14 protein-coding genes are annotated in these 20,276 nt (G+C 29.7%); 8 read left to right on the top strand and 6 right to left on the bottom strand.

Annotated features, from left to right (window positions below; genetic code table 11):
- Nucleotide 1: 1 nt before the first annotated feature.
- Both IPK18_11245 and IPK18_11240 read left to right on the top strand, forming a co-directional pair.
- Nucleotides 2–2,692, top strand: coding sequence for an LPS-assembly protein LptD (locus tag IPK18_11245; protein ID QQR97433.1), 2,691 nt, complete (start codon nucleotides 2–4; stop codon nucleotides 2,690–2,692).
- A gap of 81 nt (nucleotides 2,693–2,773) precedes the next feature.
- Nucleotides 2,774–6,253 (top strand): hypothetical protein, encoded by a 3,480-nt coding sequence (locus IPK18_11240; protein ID QQR97432.1) that lies wholly within the window; start codon nucleotides 2,774–2,776, stop codon nucleotides 6,251–6,253.
- Nucleotides 6,254–6,258: 5 nt separating this feature from the next.
- On the opposite strand, the gene IPK18_11235 is transcribed toward IPK18_11240, so the two are convergent.
- Entirely contained in the window at nucleotides 6,259–7,908 is a 1,650-nt protein-coding gene (locus IPK18_11235) for a DNA repair protein RecN (protein QQR97431.1), read from the bottom strand.
- A gap of 497 nt (nucleotides 7,909–8,405) precedes the next feature.
- Here IPK18_11235 and IPK18_11230 point away from each other — a divergent pair, with 497 nt between their 5' ends.
- From IPK18_11230 to IPK18_11220, 3 genes are read left to right on the top strand one after another with little or no spacing between them, the layout of a single operon-like run.
- Nucleotides 8,406–9,212 (top strand): DUF2130 domain-containing protein, encoded by an 807-nt coding sequence (locus IPK18_11230; protein ID QQR97430.1) that lies wholly within the window; start codon nucleotides 8,406–8,408, stop codon nucleotides 9,210–9,212.
- A 13-nt stretch (nucleotides 9,213–9,225) separates the two neighbouring features.
- Nucleotides 9,226–11,238 carry a M13 family metallopeptidase gene (locus IPK18_11225; GenBank protein QQR99340.1) on the top strand — a complete coding sequence of 671 codons (2,013 nt, stop codon included), beginning with the start codon at nucleotides 9,226–9,228 and terminating at the stop codon, nucleotides 11,236–11,238.
- Nucleotides 11,232–12,395 (top strand): hypothetical protein, encoded by a 1,164-nt coding sequence (locus IPK18_11220; protein ID QQR97429.1) that lies wholly within the window; start codon nucleotides 11,232–11,234, stop codon nucleotides 12,393–12,395. Before IPK18_11225 ends, IPK18_11220 begins: the two co-directional genes overlap by 7 nt.
- On the opposite strand, the gene IPK18_11215 is transcribed toward IPK18_11220, so the two are convergent.
- Complete coding sequence (locus IPK18_11215; GenBank protein ID QQR97428.1) at nucleotides 12,392–13,300, bottom strand: hypothetical protein; 909 nt, start codon at nucleotides 13,298–13,300, stop codon at nucleotides 12,392–12,394. The genes IPK18_11220 and IPK18_11215 overlap by 4 nt on opposite strands.
- Before the next feature lie 128 nt (nucleotides 13,301–13,428).
- Between IPK18_11215 and IPK18_11210 the strand changes: the two genes are divergently transcribed.
- From IPK18_11210 to IPK18_11200, 3 genes are all read left to right on the top strand, one after another.
- Nucleotides 13,429–13,932, top strand: coding sequence for a sterol desaturase family protein (locus IPK18_11210; protein ID QQR97427.1), 504 nt, complete (start codon nucleotides 13,429–13,431; stop codon nucleotides 13,930–13,932).
- Nucleotides 13,916–14,422 (top strand): hypothetical protein, encoded by a 507-nt coding sequence (locus IPK18_11205; GenBank protein QQR97426.1) that lies wholly within the window; start codon nucleotides 13,916–13,918, stop codon nucleotides 14,420–14,422. Before IPK18_11210 ends, IPK18_11205 begins: the two co-directional genes overlap by 17 nt.
- 181 nt (nucleotides 14,423–14,603) lie before the next feature.
- Complete coding sequence (locus IPK18_11200; protein ID QQR97425.1) at nucleotides 14,604–15,800, top strand: pyridoxal phosphate-dependent aminotransferase; 1,197 nt, start codon at nucleotides 14,604–14,606, stop codon at nucleotides 15,798–15,800.
- 3 nt (nucleotides 15,801–15,803) lie between these two features.
- Here IPK18_11200 and IPK18_11195 read toward each other — a convergent pair whose 3' ends face one another.
- From IPK18_11195 to IPK18_11180, 4 genes are all read right to left on the bottom strand, one after another.
- On the bottom strand, nucleotides 15,804–16,391 hold the full coding sequence (locus IPK18_11195) for a hypothetical protein (GenBank protein QQR97424.1): 588 nt from the start codon (nucleotides 16,389–16,391) through the stop codon (nucleotides 15,804–15,806).
- 58 nt (nucleotides 16,392–16,449) lie between these two features.
- Complete coding sequence (locus tag IPK18_11190; protein ID QQR97423.1) at nucleotides 16,450–19,332, bottom strand: TonB-dependent receptor; 2,883 nt, start codon at nucleotides 19,330–19,332, stop codon at nucleotides 16,450–16,452.
- A 229-nt stretch (nucleotides 19,333–19,561) separates the two neighbouring features.
- The gene (locus IPK18_11185; protein ID QQR97422.1) at nucleotides 19,562–19,846 is read right to left on the bottom strand and encodes a putative addiction module antidote protein; all 285 of its coding nucleotides are present in this window, start codon (nucleotides 19,844–19,846) and stop codon (nucleotides 19,562–19,564) included.
- Nucleotides 19,847–19,849: 3 nt separating this feature from the next.
- The gene (locus tag IPK18_11180; GenBank protein ID QQR97421.1) at nucleotides 19,850–20,149 is read right to left on the bottom strand and encodes a type II toxin-antitoxin system RelE/ParE family toxin; all 300 of its coding nucleotides are present in this window, start codon (nucleotides 20,147–20,149) and stop codon (nucleotides 19,850–19,852) included.
- Between the last annotated feature and the right edge of the window lie 127 nt (nucleotides 20,150–20,276).

Here is a 20,276-nt window from a genome sequence, read left to right as displayed (position 1 = left end):
TTTGTATCCACAAATAGGTTATACACAAAATTCATTCATAAATGATGCCAATTTTATAGATTCTACACAATTTACAAGTACAAACTTAAGTTTATTAGACTCTATAAGCAATATTAAAGATTCCACAAATGTTAATGTTACCACATATAAAATTGCAGACAATCAACTAGAAGACAATATAAAATACAGTGCGCAAGATTCAATTTTGTATCATATTCCAAAAAAGACAATGTATTTATTTGGAAATGCTACGATAGAATATGACAATATGAAAATGTGGGCAGAAAGAATTGAATATAATTGGCAGAGTGGTGAAGTATTTGCCAAAGGCGATATAGACGATTCCTTGCAGACATTTGAAAAAGTATATTTCAAACAAGATGAAGGTAACTATGAAGCAGATTCTGCAAAGTTCAATTTTAAAACTAAAAAAGGAAAAAGCTATGGCTTGGTAACCAAACAGCTAGAAGGTTTTTTGCATACTGAAGTTGTAAAAGTAATGAATGACAGCATGTTTTATGCAAAAAATGCAAGATATACTACTTGTGATTTAGACCATCCACATTTTTATGTTGAAATAAACAAAGCTAAAGTTGTAAAAGATAAATTTATAGTAGGAAAGCCAGCTAACTTAGTAATAAGTGATGTACGTACACCTTTATTTTTGCCTTTTGCATTTATTCCAAATATTAAAAAGGAAAGACAAGGTTCTGGATTGATATTTCCAACTTATGGTGACCAACAGGATTTGGGCTTCTTTTTGAAAGGTCTTGGTTATTATCATAAAATAAATGAAAAAATTGATGTATCAGTTACTGCTGATATTTATACATTAGGTAGTTGGGCAATTAATGCTTCATCAACATACAAGAAACTATACAAAGTATATGGCAATTTTAGTTTTAATATTGGACAAATAAGACAAGGTTGGGCTAATGAAAAACGCAACCCAAATAGAGTAAAGGCACCATTAGATTTTGGTGTAAATTGGTCATTAAATTTAGATCCGAAAAGATTATACAATGCAAATTTTGGATTGAGTGTAAATGTAAGAAGTAGCAAAAGGTACCAACAATTGAGCAATCAAAATCCATTGGAAGTTGTATCAAACACATTTACTTCAAGTATCAATTACAGTAAAACATTTCCTGGAAAACCATATTCGTTTAACATTGCTAGTAATTATGTACAAAATACTCAAAGCAAAGCTGTAACATTGACTTTGCCTAATGTCAATTTTTCAGTTTCGAGAATAAATCCATTTGAAAAGAAAATAAAATCGAGTACTCGAAAATGGTATGAGGAAATTGGATTTAGCTATTCAATGAATGCAGTAAACAATATCAATACTTATGATTCTATCTTCTTTAAAAAAGAAACTTTGAAACGTATGCGCAATGGCATTCAACACAACCTACCGATTTCTGCTAATATTAAATTATTCAAATTCCTAAATTTCAATACTACATTCAATTATTCTGAAAGATGGCATTTTTATTATACAAATAGAGTATTTAGAGATACCTTAACTTACTTTAATACAAGTGACAGCACCTATAGTCTTAGAAGAAATGTAACAGAAATTGACACGACATACAAATTCAATACAAATAGAAATTTTAGTTTAAATTTAGGTTTGAGCACAAATTTATATGGAACTTTTCAATTCAAAAACAGCAAACTCAAAGCTATTCGTCATACATTCAGACCATCTATGAGTTTCAATTTTCAGCCAGATTTCTCAAAACCATTATGGAAATCTTGGTATACAGCGCAAGTAGATACAAGTGGCAGAACTGTAGAATACTCAAGATTTGAGCAAACACAATTTGGTGGACCATCAAATGGGAAAGTTGCAGGCATCAACCTAAATTTCTCAAACACTTTAGAAATTAAAATAAAATCGAAAAAAGATACTGTTACTGGAACTCGAAAGATAACTATACTTGATGGTCTTAACTTTGGACTAGGTTATAATTTTGCTGCAGAAAAATTCAAATTAAACTTTAGTGGAATATCTGGCAGTACGCACATCACAGACAAACTTAATTTGAATTTTAATGTTGGCTTAGATCCATATGCATTAGACTCAAATGGCATAAGAATAAATGAATATTACTGGAAAAACCACAAAAGATTTTTACGATTTACTGGCATGAATATCAGCATTAATGGTTCTTATACTTCAAAAAAATACAATAACAAAAATACACAACAAGTAGAACAACAACAAGGCTTGGACTTATCTCCTACTTTTAGAAATGTGTATCAATTAGGCTATTATAATTTTGACATTCCTTGGAGTATTAATTACAACTATTCATTGAATTGGCAAAAAGCATTTGTAAATAAAAAAGATACAAACATCATCACACAGACATTAAATTTAGGTGTAGATTTTAATATTACATCTAAATGGAAAATAAATGTAAATACAGGTTTTGATGCTACTAATAAGAAAATCACAAGAACAGACATAAGTGTTGTGCGAGATTTACATTGTTGGCAATTAGAAATGAGATGGTCGCCTATTGCTACACAACAATCATTTTTCATTACTATTTATGTAAAATCTCAACAATTTAATTTCTTAAGATTACAGAAACAAAAATCATTCTTTGATTCTGGATTCTTTGGCTCTAGTGGTTCTAGTGCCTTAGGTGGTTTTAGCAATATTAGTTCTGGTTTCTAGTATCAAATTAACTTGCAACTATATCTCAATAAATTTTTATCTTTATTTTTAGTGAATTTGATACGATATATACTTCTTTTGTTGGCAGTTATTGTTTCTACCAAATCATTATTTTCTCAAACAAATATTTTTGATAATAAATTATCTAACCTAAGAACAAAATACATTACCACAGAACAAGATACAATTACATTAGATAGTATCTATGTATTCTCAAACTCAATAGAATTAATCAACCTAAAAACATCTACTAAACTAGATTCTACATTTTATGAATATCATTTCTCTGAAAGGAAAATCATCTTCAAACAAAAAGCATCAGACACTCTACAAATAAAATATAGAGTTTTTCCAATTACAACAACAAATTTATTTGCACATAAAAAATATATAGATAAGTCTACAGCATTAGATACGCTTTTAATGTATGCAAATCCAAGTTATTACTACCAACCATCAACAACAAAAAGTGTAGAATTTTTAGATTTTGGAGGATTGCAATACAGTGGAAACTTTGCACGTGGCGTACAGTTTGGCTCCAATCAAGATTTGAGTTTAAATTCAAATTTAGATTTAAGGTTGAGTGGGAAAATTGGAAATGACATTGAAATTATTGCTGCATTATCTGATCAAAATATTCCATTGCAACCAGATGGTTCTACGCAACAAATACAAGACTTTGATAAAATATTTATTCAGATAAATAAATCGCCTCATCATATTATTGCTGGCGATTACAATCAGAAATCTACAAAAAATCCTTACTTTCTAAAATTTGGAAAACAACTACAAGGTATCAACTATTACAATGAACTTGAATTTAAAAACAAAATAAAACTCAATACCAATACAGCTTTTGCAGTTGCAAGAGGCAAATTTGCACGAAATTCATTTCTTGGGCAAGAAGGCAACCAAGGTCCATATAGACTTATTGGGAATAACAATGAAACATTTATTATTGTATTGGCTGGAAGCGAAAAAGTATATGTAGATGGCAAAGCATTAACGCGTGGCGAAACGAATGATTATGTAATTGATTATAATATTGGAGAAATCATTTTTATGCCTAAATTTTTAATTACTAAAGACTCCAGAATTGTAATTGAATTTGAATATGCTGACAGAAATTATTTTAGAAGCACTATACACAATGCATTAGAAATGAACTATAAAAACTTGACTGTTTATACAGAAGTTTATGGTGAACAAGATGCAAAAAGCAAACCAATACTAAATGAATTAAATGATAGTGCAAAAATATTTTTAGCATCAATAGGTAATAAAATTGAAAATGCATTTTTTGAAGGTTACAAACCAACTGAATACAACGAAAACAACATTCAATACAAACTTATAGACACAACAGTTAATAGCACAACCTACGATTCTGTTTTTGTGTATAGCAATAATCCAAATGACATTTTATATCAAGTGAGCTACACATTTGTTGGCGCGAATAAAGGAAATTACAAAGCATCTAAAAATGCAAATAACATTAGAATATATGAATGGGTAGCACCAATCAACAATACACCACAAGGTACTTTTGAGCCAATCATATTATTGGTAACACCAAAATCGCAACAAATGGCAGTTGTTGGTGTAAAATACAATTTGAAAAACATGAAGATTAATTCTGAATTTGCATTCTCAAATTACGACAGAAATACTTTTTCAAAAATTGACAATAAAGACAACAAAGGCTATGCTGCCTATCTTGATCTTCAAAGAATTGATTCTGTAAAAAACAGTCAACATCAACTACAAACTGATATCAACTATGAGTACAAACAATCTAATTTTAGACAAATAGAGCAATATAGAAATGTAGAATTTATAAGAGATTGGAATATTAGCAGCATATTTTCTTCTATTGATGAACATTTAATCAAACTCAAAGAAACTTATTACAACAAAACATACAATGTAAGAACAGCAATTAAATTCTCAAACTTCATCAGGCAAAGAAGCTTTAAAGGTTTTGAAATTTCAGTACCATTTTCCATGAGTTACAAAAATATTAGTATTAATGCAGAACTCAGACAGCTAAACACCAAAGACACATTACTTAAAACATCTTTTTTAAGACCAACTATTGATGTGAAATATAGTTTCCCAAATGCAAAAGGTTTGACTATTGGCTCAAACTACTTACAAGAAAATAATAAAATAAGCAATCATCTTGCAGATAGTATTATGCCAAGTAGCTTTAGGTTTAATATTGCTGGCATAAACATCATGTTGCCTGACACAAACAAATGGAGTTTTATTCTAGATTATAAATTTAGAAATGATTTTAATGGCAAAAATAATATCATGCAACAACAATCTCATGCAAATACTATTGATTTTAGAGGAAGTGCCAATGCCATAAAAAATCAAAATTTAAGTTGGAATTTCACTTTCAGAGATTTAAAGGTTATTGATTCTGCGCTTGCAAATACACCTTCGGAAAGAACATATTTAGGTAGAATAGAATATGGAAATAGATTTTTTAAATCAGCAATAAGAAGTAATTTTATTTATGAGCTTGGTGGCGGACAAGAACGTGTGCGACAATTTACCTATCTACAAGTACAATCAGGACAAGGCTACTACAAATGGATTGATGAGAACAATAATAATATAAGAGAATTGAATGAGTTTGTGGTTGCACAATTTAACGACAGTGCGCAATATGTAAAAGTGTATACAGATATCAATGAATACATCAGAGCCTATACAACAAGCTACACACAAAGCTTATATTTTGTGCCGAAAGCTGTGTGGTACAACCAAACTGGATTTAAAAAATTATTGAGTAAATTTCAATTACAATCATATTTAAATATAAAACGCAAAACTATAAAATCAGATCATGTAAAACCATTCAATCCATTTATACTAAATAGCAATGATGCTAATATTGTAAATCTTAGCTCAAACATTAGAAATACATTAGCATTCAATACTGGCGATGCAACCTATTATATTGCATACACCAATCAAATTGTGAATGAAAAAACACTTTTGGTGAATGGCTATGATACCAGAAAAAAAATTGAGCACATCATCGAAGGCTATTATAATATAAAATCGTCATATACTATTAATTACAAATTAATTCAACAAAAACAATTGTATATTTCTGATTTCTTTAGTAATAATAATTTTGATTTGAATGTCTATGGTTTTGAGCCAAAGTTTACCTACAACTACAAAACTATGATTAGAACTTCTATCAATTATGGCATTTTATCTAAAAAAAATATTCCTGAATATGGTGCAGAAAAAATGTTTTCAAACAAATTAGAATTTGAATTTAGATACAGCAAAGCAAGCAAAAATACATTAAACACAAAATTCTCATTTATTCTTGTAAATTATAACAGCGAAACTGCAAGCACTAAAAGCTATACCATTTTGGAAGGTTTACAAAAAGGCAAAAACTATATTTGGAATGCTGAATACTCAAGATTTATTGGAAATAATTTAGAACTATCTTTGGTATACGAAGGCAGAAAAACAGGTAATGCAAAAGTAGTAAACACAGGAAGAGCACAACTTAGAGCAATTTTTTAATTCAACTAATTCAATAAATTTTTTGCATTTTCTAAGGCAGCAGCACTTGGATTTTCGCCACTTAGCATAATGGCAATTTCTTGCAAACGCTCATCTTTATTCAAAGCTCTAATTTCAGTATAAGTAACTTCTTTATCATGCTTTTTATATACAAAATAATGATGCATACCTTTTGCAGCAACTTGTGGCAAATGCGTAATTGCAATGACTTGATTTTTTTGTCCAATTTTGTATAATAATTCTGCCACTTTATTGGCAACTTCACCAGAAATTCCTGTATCTATTTCATCAAAAATAAAAGTTGCTGAATTTTTATGTAGTGCAGCCAATGATTTTATTGCCAACATCAATCTTGATTTCTCGCCACCAGAACCAACTTGCGATAATATTTTTGGTTCTATTCCTTTATTTGGCGAAAAGTACAAAATAATCTCATCATTTCCTTTCTCATTCAACTGTGTAATTTCTTGTTGTAGAATGATTTTGGCAAATGGCATACCAACTGTTTTCAACACTTCTTCCAAGGTAGTTTCAAACGAATTGATTTTACTTTTTCTTACTTCAGATATTCTTTTTGCTTTCTGATTTAATACACTTTCCTGTTGTGCTATGGCATTTTCTAGTTCATTTATTTCATCATTATTTTGATTAAAAGAACTAATCTTATTTTCAAATTCACTTTTTATATTAGCCAATTCTTCAATAGAATTTACTTGATGCTTTTGCATTAATTTGTTATATACATTAAAAGTATCTTGTAAGTTTTGCAATTGCTCAGGCTGATATTCTACAACATCTATATTTTGTTTAATTTGCCTTTGAAAAGAATTCAACTCATCTATTGATGATGAAATTTTTTCTTGCATATTTGAAAACACATCATTAATAGCAGAAATTGGCTGTAGTAATTTATTTATCTGAATCAACTGTGGCAACACAGAAAACTCATGTGCATCTAATATTTTTTGTACTTCACCTAAATTTCCAATAATAGTTTCAGCATTTTCTTGCAATGCAATATCTTGTTCTATTTGCAAATAATATTCACCATCAATATTCAAACCATCAAATTCATTGTACAAAAACAAATTATAATCATATTCTTTTTGCAATTTACTTTGCTCAGCCTTTAAATGATTTAATCTATTTTTTGATATTTTATATTGTACATACAAACTTTCATACTGTTGAACATCAGCGGTTTGATTGCCCAATTCGTCTAAAACTGTACAGAAATAATATACATCAAGTAGTTTTTGTACTTCGCCTTGCGCATGAATATCAATTAAAAAAGCACTAAGTTCTTGCAACACGTCCAAAGTTACTGGCGTATCATTTACAAAAGCTCTACTTTTCCCATTAGTATTTATTTCTCTTCTTATAATACATTCAGCATTATAATCTAATTCTTGTTCATTAAAAAAATCTTCTAATGCATAATTAACAATATCAAATGTGGCTTCAACAACACATTTTTTAGCTTTATCACGTGCCACAGATGCATCTGCACGCTTTCCCAAAATCAAACCTAATGCACCAAGTAATATTGATTTCCCAGCACCAGTTTCGCCAGTAATAACATTAAAATTTGGAAAAAACTGTAAGTTTATCTCTTCAATTATCGCATAATTATATACATAAATAGATTGTAGCATTTCTTGTAAAAACTGTCGACAAATATACAAATTTGTTTGTCATGCTTGATAAAATATTTACATTTACAAGCGCAAATAAAAAACTGAATAACAAATGAATAACAACCAGATTACATGCCCAAACTGTGGCACAGCTATTGACATAGACGAAATCCTAAATCATCAGGCTGATGAGAAGTATAAAAGAAATATTTAGAAGATGCTAACCGATTAGCAATAGAAAAAAAGAGTTTGAAGACAAGAAAAGAAATGAAAATGAAATATTTCAGCAAAAATTAAATCAACAGCTACAGCAAAAACTACAAGAAGAGAAAATAAGAATTGAACAAGAGCAAACAAAGAAAGCAACTGAAAAGTTTGAAATTGAGCTAAAAAGATTAGCACAAGAAAAACAAGAACAAAAAGAACAAATTGATGTATTAAAAAACCAACAACTTGATTTACTAAAAAAAGAAGAGTTATTAGAAGAAGAAAAGAAAAATTTTGAACTAAAACTATTGCAAGAAAGAAAAGAAATAAAAACTGCATTAGAACAACAAATAAAAAAAGAAGCATCAGATGAAATAGAACTTAGGCTAAAACAAAAAGACGAACAAATAGACCAAATAAGAAAGCAGCTTGAAGAAGCCAACAGAAAAGCCACACAAGGTTCTATGCAAGTACAAGGCGAAACACTAGAGCATATTATTGAAGAATATTTAGCAGAAAACTTTCCATTAGATGAAATAAATGAAGTAGCAAAAGGCAGAAAAGGCGCAGATTGCATACAAATCATCAATACAAGAAGCAAAACAAACTGCGGAACTATAATCTACGAAAGCAAGTCTACAAAAGCATGGAGCAATGATTGGATAGAAAAACTAAAACAAGATAAAATACAAGCTAGCGCAGATATTGCAGTATTGGTTACAGCTACATTTCCAAGAAATGTAGAAAGACTAACCTTAATTGATGGAATTTGGGTTTGTAGTTTAGAAGAATTTAGAGGTTTGTGCCACGTACTAAGAGACAGCTTAATAAAACTAGATACAGCAATTGCTTCGCAGCAAAACAAAGGTGACAAAATGGTGATGCTTTATGATTATTTTACTGGCTCAGAATTCAAATCAAAATGGACTGCTATTCGGGAAGGATTTTTGGCAGAAAAAAATATGATAAACAAAGAAAGAGAAACCATGGAAAAACTTTGGAGTGCTAGAGAAAAAAACTTAGAGAAAATAATTAAAAACGCTGCACAAATTCAAGGCGATATAGAAGGAATTTCTGATTTAAATAGTTTTAATTTAAATTTGCTAAATGAATAATAAAATAAATTACATGAAACATACAACTTACCTATTTTTTGTAGCAATGATGTTTGCTGCATGCCAACAAAACAAAAACAATGATATAGATGTTGCTGCCAACAATATAGACACAACAATTTCGCCAGATGAAGACTTTTTTATGTTTGCTGTGGGCAAATGGATAAAAAACAATCCAATTCCTGATGCATATTCAAATTGGGGCGTTGGAAATTTGGTTCAAGAGCAAATTTGGAATCAACTTAAATCTATCAACGAAGCTGAAGAAAAAAATGGTAGCATGATTGGCAATTTCTACAAAGCAGCAATGGACACAAATGGCATTGAAAAAAATGGCATTTCTGGTCTTCAGAGTGATTTAAAAAAGATAGATGCTATTCAAAAACTAGATGAAATTCCTGCGTTAATAGCTTACTTACATCAAATTGGCGTAGATGTATTATTTGATTTTGGCATATACCAAGACTTAGTAAATAGCGAAAAAAATATTATTTATTTGTATCAAGGTGGAATTGGCTTACCAAACAGAGATTACTATTTCAACACTGACGAAAGAACAACAAAAATTAGAAATGAATATAAAAACAATTTCATTCATACATTATTGCAAGAATCATATCCAGAAAGTGAAGCAATTGCAACAACTGATGCATTAAACATCTATACATTAGAAGAAAACTTAGCAAAAAACTCAAAAAAATTGGAAGAACTTAGAGATACTTATGCAAACTACAACAAACAATCTATAAATACCTTACAACAATACACACCAAATTTTAATTGGAGTAAATATTTCTCAGCATTAAATATAAAAAATGTAGATTCTATGATTGTTGGGCAACCTGAGTTTTTCAAGGCATTAGACCAAATTTTAAAAACTCAAGACATCAATACGATAAAACAATACTTACGTTTTCAACTTATAAATAGCTACGCTAGTTATTTAACCAAATCAATCAACCAAACAAATTTTGATTTCTATGCAAAATTAATCAAAGGGAAAAAAGAACAATTACCAAGATGGAAACGTGCATTGATTTGGGAAGAAGATGCAATGGGCGAAGAATTGGGAAAAGTTTATGTAAAAGAAAATTTCTCTGAAAAAGCAAAAGAAAGATACATCAACATTGTAAAAAATGTAATGAAGGCATACGAAGCTAGAATACTAAAATTAGATTGGATGAGTGATGCAACTAAACAAAAAGCAATTCAAAAACTACATAGTATAAAATACAAAGTTGGCTATCCAGACAAATGGAAAAATTTTAGTGCTTTAAAAATTACGCCAAATAGCTTAGTAGAAAATCAAAAAAATGCATCTATGTTTTGGTTCAATGATAATGTAGCAAAACTAGGCAAACCAGTTGATAGAACTGAATGGGACATGACACCACAAACGTACAATGCATATTACAATCCAAGTAATAATGAAATTGTATTGCCTGCTGCAATTTTTACTATTCCAGGTTTTAAAGATGAAGAAATTGATGATGCAATAGTTTATGGTTACGCTGGTGCATCTACTATTGGACACGAAATTACACATGGATTTGATGATGAAGGCAAAGAATTTGATGGACAAGGAAATTTGAATAAATGGTGGACTGAAGAAGATGACAAAAAATTTGAAGAAAGAACAAAAGCATACATTAATGTGTTTGGGCAACTTATTGTTTTAGATAGCTTAAAAGTAAATGGCGAAGCTACACTTGGTGAAAACATTGCAGACTTAGGTGGAATTGCAATTGGTCTTGATGCATTTAAACAAACACAACAATACAAAGAGAACAAAAAAATTGCTGGCTACACACCATTACAAAGATTCTTCTTAGGCTACACCATTGGCTGGATGATGCACATGCGCAACGAAGAAATTGCCAATAGAATACTAACTGATGTACATGCTTTGTATTTCCATAGAGTAAATATTCCATTCTCGCACACACCAGAATTTTACGAAGCATTTGACATAAAACCAAATAGCAAAATGTATGTTGCACCAGAAAACAGAGTAAAAATTTGGTAGAAACAAACGATACAACACAAGGCATAGTATGTCCAAACTGTGGAAGCCAAAATATAAAACAAGAATTTGGCGAAGTATATATTTGTCAGCAATGCCAACATAAATTTAATGTACATATACAACAAAAATCTTCACTTAAATTTGCATTATTAGGTGTACTATTTTTGCTTGGCTTTGGTGTATTTATTAAATATAGCATTCAACCATTTGATAGAGAAGATGCCATGCAAGCATGGTACGATTTGATGCAAAATAACAGCAAAGAATCTACCATTGATGCTACAAAGAATAACAACTACCAAACAAATGCAGCAATTGTAACAGCAACTGATAATGAAGTTTGGAATTATCAAATCAAAAATAATCAAGCTATTATTCTAAATTGCATTAACCTAAAAAATAAAGAAACAGTAAAAAATATTACTATAAATTCTGATGAAGCAATAGACATCAACCACACAAAACTTGCTGCAACAGGCAATAAAATTTTGGCAATTTACAACAATCAATTTAGCATCATAGACATCAACAAAAAAGAAATCACAACAAACTCATCTCAAGTTTATACTACACAAGCACAGCTAAAACAAGGTGTTTCAAGAATAGAGTTTATTGATTATTTGCCAGCTATAAAAATTCAAAATTTTGATGGCAATCAATTTTATTATTTGATAGAAAAAGACAAATTAATTAGCAATCAAGAATTAGAAGCAATACAAAAAAACACAAAAATCAATCAAAGTTGGTTGTTTGAAAAAGTATATATCATTGCCAACAACAAACTATTTCAAGTGCTAAAAAAAGTACAAGAATATATGCTTCCAATTGCTGCAAATGATATAACAGAAATTTTATCAGGCAATACTTGGATAAAAAATGTGTATCAAATAACCAATATTCAAGCAATAGAAATTGCGTCAGACTTAAGCAACACAACAATTATAGCTCAGAATGAGTCTGAAATTTTATTATACAATAGTAATCTGCACAAAATAACATATTACAATATAAATAATAAAAATATTTGGGATAGAGAAATTACAGTCAATATAGATTCAGATGTAAAAGGAAAAATTGCGCAAGAAATCATCATCTATCATCAAAAAAATACATTTACTTTTAATAAATCAAATGGTGCATTAATCTCAAAATACTAATTTGGTTTTTGTTCATCATCTACATTATTGTCTAATAATGTATCTTCTTCAATTTTATCAATCAATTCATCATTTAGTTCAATAGTCAAATGTTCAGTATCATCATGAATAATTGTTGTGTGCATTTGCTCTTCTTCAACTTCATCAATTAGTATTTGTTCATATTCTTTTTTCAGTTCTTTTTTTCTTTCCAAGTACAATGCTTTTTCCAATCTACTTTGTTCTCTTAGATTTTTGCCAATACCTTTTAGTTCTCTTTTCACTTCTTCTTTGAGTGCATTTTTCTTCTTCAGATATGCAATTTTTTCTTTTAGCAATTGTGCCTTAGCATCTTTTTCAATAGTTTTCAATTCTTTTTTTTCTTCCTTAATTTCTTTTTTCTTTTCCAGATAAGCTAATTTTTCCAATCGTTCTTGTTCACGTTTTTCTTCTCTAATTTCGTTTCTTATTCTCTTTTCTTCTGCAATTCTGGCTTTCTCTTCTTCAGTAAGTTCTTCAACTACTTTCAACTGACTTGGCATTATTTCAAATGTATCATCAACAGGTACATCTACCACAAACCACAATACTTTTATTTTTGCATAGCCTACACTTCTTATCGTTATTGTAAGTGTAAGTAATTTTGATAGTAAATTAAAAAACGCAGTGATGTTACTCATCTTACTGTGTGTTGTAAAAACTTCTTCGCTATTTGCTTTTATCTTTTGTACATTATCATAAGTCATCATGCCTACCTTCAGTTCATTCACATTTACAATATCAGTTTTAATTTCTAAAATCTTAATTGGAAGAAAAAATCTATTTGTAATTTTAATATCCGTCTCTAAGTTCACATAAGTCAAACCCAATGTTTTTGTTCGTACTTCTACTATATCAACCAACTTTGCTTCTGTAGCTCTTTTCACTATATATTGGTGAATTTTTTTTCTTAAATACTTAAATAGTCTCATAATCATTGAATTATTTGTTAAAATACAATTTTATAGAGTATAATTTATAATCTTATGGTAATTTTATTACAAATACTATAAAAATGGACATACATAATATTAAAATAATCATTGCAATTCCAGTTTTTCTAATACTAATTTTGCTAGAATACTTGGCCATGCGAAAAAAGAATCCAAATTATTATAGATTAAATGATGCAATTACAAACCTAAATATTGGTGCAGGACATGTATTGTCAAAAATATTTATTGGTGCATTGTTGCTTGGCGTGTACAATTTGGTGTACAGTATTAGAATCATCAATATTCCTGATGGTATTTTCTCATATATATTCTGCATTTTTGCATACGATTTCTTTTTCTATTGGGCACATAGACTCGGACATGAAGTAAATTTCTTTTGGGGCGCACATGGCGTACATCATCAAAGCGAAGACTATAATTTGAGTGTTGCATTACGTCAATCATGGCTACATGCAGCTGTTGCATTTTTCATTTTCTTACCAATTCATTACAAAACCACTCAACAGTTGGAATCCATTTTGGGCAAATATCGAATACTATATAGGCATGTTCCAATTATCTAAAAAGTTTTCTAATTGGAAAGACAAACTGAGATTAATTATTGCAAAACCAGGTTGGCAACCAAATGAATTAGGCGGGCAATTACCAATTCCTGAAATTGATAACAACTACAAAAAATACGACAAGCATCCATTAAATATTGGACTAAACATTTATGTTTTCACACAATTCATGCTTATCATGGTTGGCATCATGTTTTTTATGTATCATGTAGAAGCATTAACTACATTCTACAAATATTTTTGTTTTGGTTTATTAATGCTATCAATTCTAAGTTGTGGTGCCATATTAGAACAAAAAATTTGGGCAAAATATGTAGAAATTGGAAGACTATTTTTAGTAGTATTTGGTTTAAATATATTGTACTTCCAACATTACAGCAGTTGGTTTTACCTTATACTAATCATATCAAGCGTATTAACTATCTACTTTACAATTTGGTTTATCTTAAACACAAACAACATAAACATTATAAAATACAAAAGCGCATAGGAAATTCTGTACTTATTTTGTTGCTTCTTAATTATATAAGAAGTTTCATTCCTATTCAATTATCCAATTTATCAAAATTATTAGATTGATATTCACATCATTCATTATAAGATAACATAGTCTATTTATCAATTATTCAACACATTTTATATTTTTGTACATTAATCATCAAAAAAATATCATGTTACAAACATCAGATACTTTAAATAGAATGTCAGAGTCAGCAACAATAAAAATGGCTCAATTAAGTAGAGAATTAGCTGCAAAAGGTGTAAAAGTAATCTCTTTATCACTTGGCGAACCAGACTTCAACACACCACAACATATAAAAGAAGCTGCAAAAAAAGCAATAGACAGTGGAAAATATGATTCATATTCGCCAATTGCTGGATACGCAGAACTAAGACAAGCAATTTGCGACAAATTAAAAAGAGACAATAATTTAGATTACAAACCTGAGAATATTGTAGTTTCTACAGGCGCAAAACAATCTTTGGCAAATGTTTTTGTTTCGTTTTTAAACGAAGGCGACGAAGTAATTATTCCAGCACCATATTGGGTATCGTATCCAGAGCAAGTAAAAATGTGCAATGCTACGCCAGTGTACATTAGTACTAATGTAGATGCAGATTTTAAAATTACAGCAGCGCAATTAGAAGCAGCTATCACACCAAAAACAAAATTCTTAGTATACTCTTCGCCATCAAATCCAACTGGCTCTGTGTATACAAAAGAAGAATTAGCAAGTTTTGTTGAAGTATTAGAAAAACATCCACAAGTTTATGTAATTTCTGATGAAATATATGAGCATATAAATTATGATGGAAAACATGTATCTATTGCAGAATTTCCATCGATGAAAGATAGAACTATTGTAGTGAACGGACAAGCAAAAGGCTACGCTATGACTGGCGCAAGAATTGGTTATATTGCTGCTCCAGCTTATATTGCAAAAGCATGCGACAAACTACAAGGACAAATTACATCTGGTACTAACTCGATAGCACAACAAGCAACAATAGAAGCATTATTGGGTACACAAGAACCAACACATGTAATGAAAGCTGCGTTCCAAAAACGTAGAGATTTAGTTTTAGATATGCTAAAAGATATTCCAAATCTAAAATGCAATACACCAACTGGTGCATTCTATGTTTTTCCTGATATGAGTGCTTATTTTGGCAAATCTTACGAAGGCGAAGTTATTAAAAATGCTGATGATTTGTGTTTGTATATCTTAAATGTAGGTCATGTTGCAACTGTTTCTGGCTCAGGATTTGGCGCACCAGAATGTGTGCGTTTCTCTTATCTTGCTTCAGAAGAAAACTTAAAAGAAGCATTTACTAGACTAAAAAATGCATTAGCAAAGTTAGTTTAATAATTATTTCATTAGCAAATTATATTCAGTTGGAATTTCATAACCATGCAATTGATTGGTTAATGCAGCTATTAAAAATATTGCAAGCATCAATCCTATTGCAATAATAGCATATGCTTGATTTTTTGAGTTTGTTTTTTTGTAATGAATACATGCAATGTGAGAAAAAAATGCATTTATAGCTAAAAAATAGTATGGCACAAAAAACAGTACTAATGGAAATTGATTTAGTCCAGCTGCACCAAAATATGTATTAGAATCTATATGAAAAATAAATCTTGCAGATAATACAGCACTTGTATGTATTAAAAGAAAAACAGCCAAATACAATCCTGAATAAATATGTAGTTTTTCTAGCATGCTAACTGCAGTCTTTCTTGAATGCAATACTAATTTTATTCCAGAATAAATCTGAACAGCAACTGCTATCAACAACAAACTTTCAACTATAATATTTCGATATACTACACGAAATATTTTCATTATCTCTAAATGTTTTTCTAGGCTCACAAATGCAAATGCATGATTCAACAAATGAAATGCAATAAAAACCGTAATAAACAATCCAGAAAAATAATGTACTCTTTTCATCTGTATATTTTTATCAAACAAATATACACACTCATTATCTTAAACAAATCATGTTAGTTTAATTTCCTGGTGGTGGCATCATTGGTGCATTTCCACTTGGTGGTGGTGGCATCATTAAAAAGTCTTTGGGTTTATCTTCAGTTCCATTTGTTTCTATCTTTTTAAAAGTATAGGTTATGGTGCCCATAAAATATCTACGAAGTGCTGTAGTACTTACGTCTTCAGTATATGTTTCTGCAATGTTTCTTGTAATATTTCTATTTTGATTTAAGATATCATTTGCACTAAATTTCACTTCTAAGCTTTCATTCTTCAAGAATTTATATGCTAATGATGCATTAAGCAACCAATAGTTTGTATTGTAAGCACTAGAACCACCAGCATTTAAAGTATTACTCACTTGTGAGCTAAATACAAATCCTTTCCAGAATTGATAATTTACACGCGCCATTGCTGTATGATTAAAATAGTTGCTATTATTTTGTTGTTGCAACGAGTTTCTTACTAAGTTATAACTTGCGTTGTAAGAAACTGTAAAATCTATTTTTGTGCTAATATTACTACTCAAAACTACACCAGCATTGAAAGCGTATGAGTTAGCATTATTGCTTGCTTGGTTAATTAATGTTGGAGTTTTAGTATACACAAATCCACCATTAATATTCATATTACTTTTTAATTTACTTACAGGAAAACCATAAGTAACAAACGTACGCGCATTCCAATAACCATTCAAGTTAGTTGGTTGTATATATTGTGTTCCTGCACTTGCGCTAATACCATTAATTACAGTATCTCTTGCAAATACTGTTGTAGAATTTGCTATATAGTTCATCGTGTTTTGTGCATTTGCAAATACAAATAAACTTGTTGCTTTAGTTGTATTTGTTCTGCCATATCGCAATCCAATTGATTGTGAAAAATTTTGTTTTAAATCAGGATTTCCTGAAGTTAATATCAATGAATTGCTATTGTCTATTACATTTTGTAGTTGTGTAATGCTTGGTGGATTATTACTTGTTCTATAGAAAAATCTTAAATTCTCTGTTTTAGAAAATTTATAATTCATCTCTGCATTAGGCAATAAAGAAAGAAAATTCTTATTGACAGAAATTTCGTTTGGCGCCAACTGCTCGCTGTGCAACAAGGCATCTTGACCAACCAAACCAACACTCCAACTTAATTTTTGATTGTTGTACCGATAGGCAATTCCTACTTTATTTGTCAAATATGTATTATTGAATTGATTGCTCAATGCTGTGTCTCTTATTGTGTATTCATCTGTTAAAGCATCATAGTTATCTGTATTTTTGAGTGATGTTGTTTTGGTAAAACTTGGAGCATAATTAACTGAAATTTGTCCATATTTTTTTATTGGTTCTGTATAGACAACATTACCACCTACAGTATAACTCTTTGTTTTTAAATTAGATTTTTGATTGATAGAATCAATAGTAACTATTGTATCTGACAGATAATTGTTTAAAGTAAATAAACTTCCATCCACATTTTTTGTACTTGCTGATGTATTCAAATTCGCAGAAATTGTTCTTCCTTTTTTTGCAAATTTATGTTGATACAATATATCGTTCGAGAAATTAATTCCAAATTGCTTTGATGATAAATTATTTTGTGTTGCACTTTCTACACTTTCATTATTTCTTGTATTTGTTGCATCTAGTATTGAATTAGAACTATAATTTTGCGTACTAAAACTTGGTGTAAAAGTCAACGTATTTAAAGAATCAATCACATATTCTATTCTTAGGTTTACTCTATTATTAAAGTTTTTGCTTGTTACATCTTTGGTTTCATCATATACCAAACTACTATCTTCGCTACTTAAAATATAATTTCTTAAGGTAGAACTTGTGTTCACATTTTTTGTACCATTAAAAAAATAAGAACCAGAAAATGATACTTTGTTCTGTTTTCCAATTTTATCAGAATAATTTATGCCTAATGCAGTTGTGGTTGCAATTCCATTTTGCTGACCTACCAAGAAATTACCCAAACTATTATTTCTACCTGGACTGCCACCTCGCATGCTACTTCCACTACTATTGCTTCCAGAACTTGTAGCACCAACTAAATCTTGTATATTAAAATTTTGTTGGTTAATATTATTGCTCATTGCCAAAATAGAAAAACGTCTATCGCCTTTAAATGTACTGAAATTTGCACCAGCATTAAATCTATTATCTGGTCCACCATAGCCAGCATATACTTTTCCAAATTTAGAATTACCCAATCCATTTTTTGTAATAATATTGATGGTCTTTTGTCCATTTCCATCATCAAAGCCAGTAAATGCTGATTGATCGCTCAGCTTATCAAAAACCTGAACTTTATCTACAATATCTGCTGGCAAATTTTGAATGGCAGTTCTTGGGTCGTTGCCAAAAAACTCTTTACCATCAATCAATACTTTTTTTACTTCTTCGCCATTTACCTTTACTGTTCCATTTTCTGAGGTAACACCAGGCATCTTTGTCAATAAATCTTCTGTAGTAGCATCTGTATTTACTTTAAAAGCGCCTGCATTAAATTGTGTAGTATCGCCTAATTGTTGAACTCTAATTTGTTTTTCTTGAATTACCACTTCTTTCAGCACCTTACTATCTTCATTCAGTTTTATGGTATTTAAATTCATATTATCCTTTAGCTCTACAATCTTGTCTACTGTTGCGTAACCTATATAGCTAATATTGAGTCTATATGTACCTTGCTCCATATTTTCTATAATAAAATTCCCATCTACATCAGTTGTACTACCATTTATTTCTATGGTATCTTTGGCACGAAACACAGCAATATTGGCTCCAATAAGTGATGAGTTATCTTTGGCATCAACAATTTTTCCAGAAATGCTGAAATTTTCAGCAAAAATTATAGAAACAGAAACTAAAAAAAGAAAAACTGAAAGTACATTTTTTATCATGGTGCAATTATAATCTTAATAATTATATTTGACTTAAAATTATAGTTATCGTTTAATTGCAAAATTAATTTTAACCTTTATTAGCAAAATTTGCACGACATGAAATTAACTCTATTGATTGTTTTACTCTAAGCTAATAGCAATTCCCTAATGTATAAAATGATGTGAGCTTAGTGACTTAAAAAATATAAGTTATGTAACTGCCTATATTAATGTTGTGTAACCTTTTTTAAGCAGTTATTGGATTTACTTTGATTTGCCCGCCAACAGCTTTTAAAACTTTCATAATTGTTGAAAATTGAGGTTTTGCACCTTCAGACAAGGCTTTATATAAGCTTGGTCTACTCAAACCTGTATCTTCAGCAATTTTCGTCATTCCGATTGCTTTAGCAATATGTCCAATTGCAGTTACAATTTCAGCATCATTTCCATCCTCTAAAACTGCATTTAGATATTCGGCAATCATTTCGTTGCTATCCAAATAGTCTGCTATATCAAATTTTGATGTTTCCATTTTTTATTTTTTTATATTATCCCAAATCTCTTTTGCATTTTCAATGTCTTTTTGCTGGGTTGATTTATCTCCGCCAATTAGCAAAATAATAATTTTTCCATCTGTTTCTTTGAAATAGATTCTATAACCCTTTGCATAATTTATTTTCAATTCACTTATTCCATTTCCAACAGGTTTGCAATCTCCAAAATATTCTTCATTCTCTAATTTTTGAAGTCTAAATAATATTTTTGCTTTAGCTCTCAAATCTTTCAATTTCCTAAACCATTTGTCAAATTCTATTGTCTTTTCAATAAAGTACATTTCTTAAATCTGTATTCATTTGGATACAAATTTAGCAAATTTATTTAAAAATCTAAAATTAATATTTGGAGTTGGTTTTGGTAAAATGACTACTTCGTGTGAGGGATTTGTGAAGTTACAAACTCCA

It is taken from the genome of Sphingobacteriales bacterium (assembly GCA_016699615.1).
Classification (GTDB): domain Bacteria; phylum Bacteroidota; class Bacteroidia; order Chitinophagales; family JADIYW01; genus JADJSS01.
Note: the sequence above shows the minus strand (reverse complement) of the source record. Positions and strands in the feature narration are given on the sequence as shown.

Bases quoted from the DNA above. Each gene is read 5' to 3' on its own strand.
- IPK18_11235 (QQR97431.1), bottom strand. From the start codon at position 7,908: ATGCTACAATCTATTTATGTATATAATTATGCGATAATTGAAGAGATA.
- IPK18_11225 (QQR99340.1), top strand. From the start codon at position 9,226: ATGAAACATACAACTTACCTATTTTTTGTAGCAATGATGTTTGCTGCA.
- IPK18_11210 (QQR97427.1), top strand. From the start codon at position 13,429: ATGGACATACATAATATTAAAATAATCATTGCAATTCCAGTTTTTCTA.
- IPK18_11205 (QQR97426.1), top strand. From the start codon at position 13,916: ATGTTCCAATTATCTAAAAAGTTTTCTAATTGGAAAGACAAACTGAGA.
- IPK18_11200 (QQR97425.1), top strand. From the start codon at position 14,604: ATGTTACAAACATCAGATACTTTAAATAGAATGTCAGAGTCAGCAACA.
- IPK18_11195 (QQR97424.1), bottom strand. From the start codon at position 16,391: ATGAAAAGAGTACATTATTTTTCTGGATTGTTTATTACGGTTTTTATT.
- IPK18_11190 (QQR97423.1), bottom strand. From the start codon at position 19,332: ATGATAAAAAATGTACTTTCAGTTTTTCTTTTTTTAGTTTCTGTTTCT.
- IPK18_11185 (QQR97422.1), bottom strand. From the start codon at position 19,846: ATGGAAACATCAAAATTTGATATAGCAGACTATTTGGATAGCAACGAA.
- IPK18_11180 (QQR97421.1), bottom strand. From the start codon at position 20,149: ATGTACTTTATTGAAAAGACAATAGAATTTGACAAATGGTTTAGGAAA.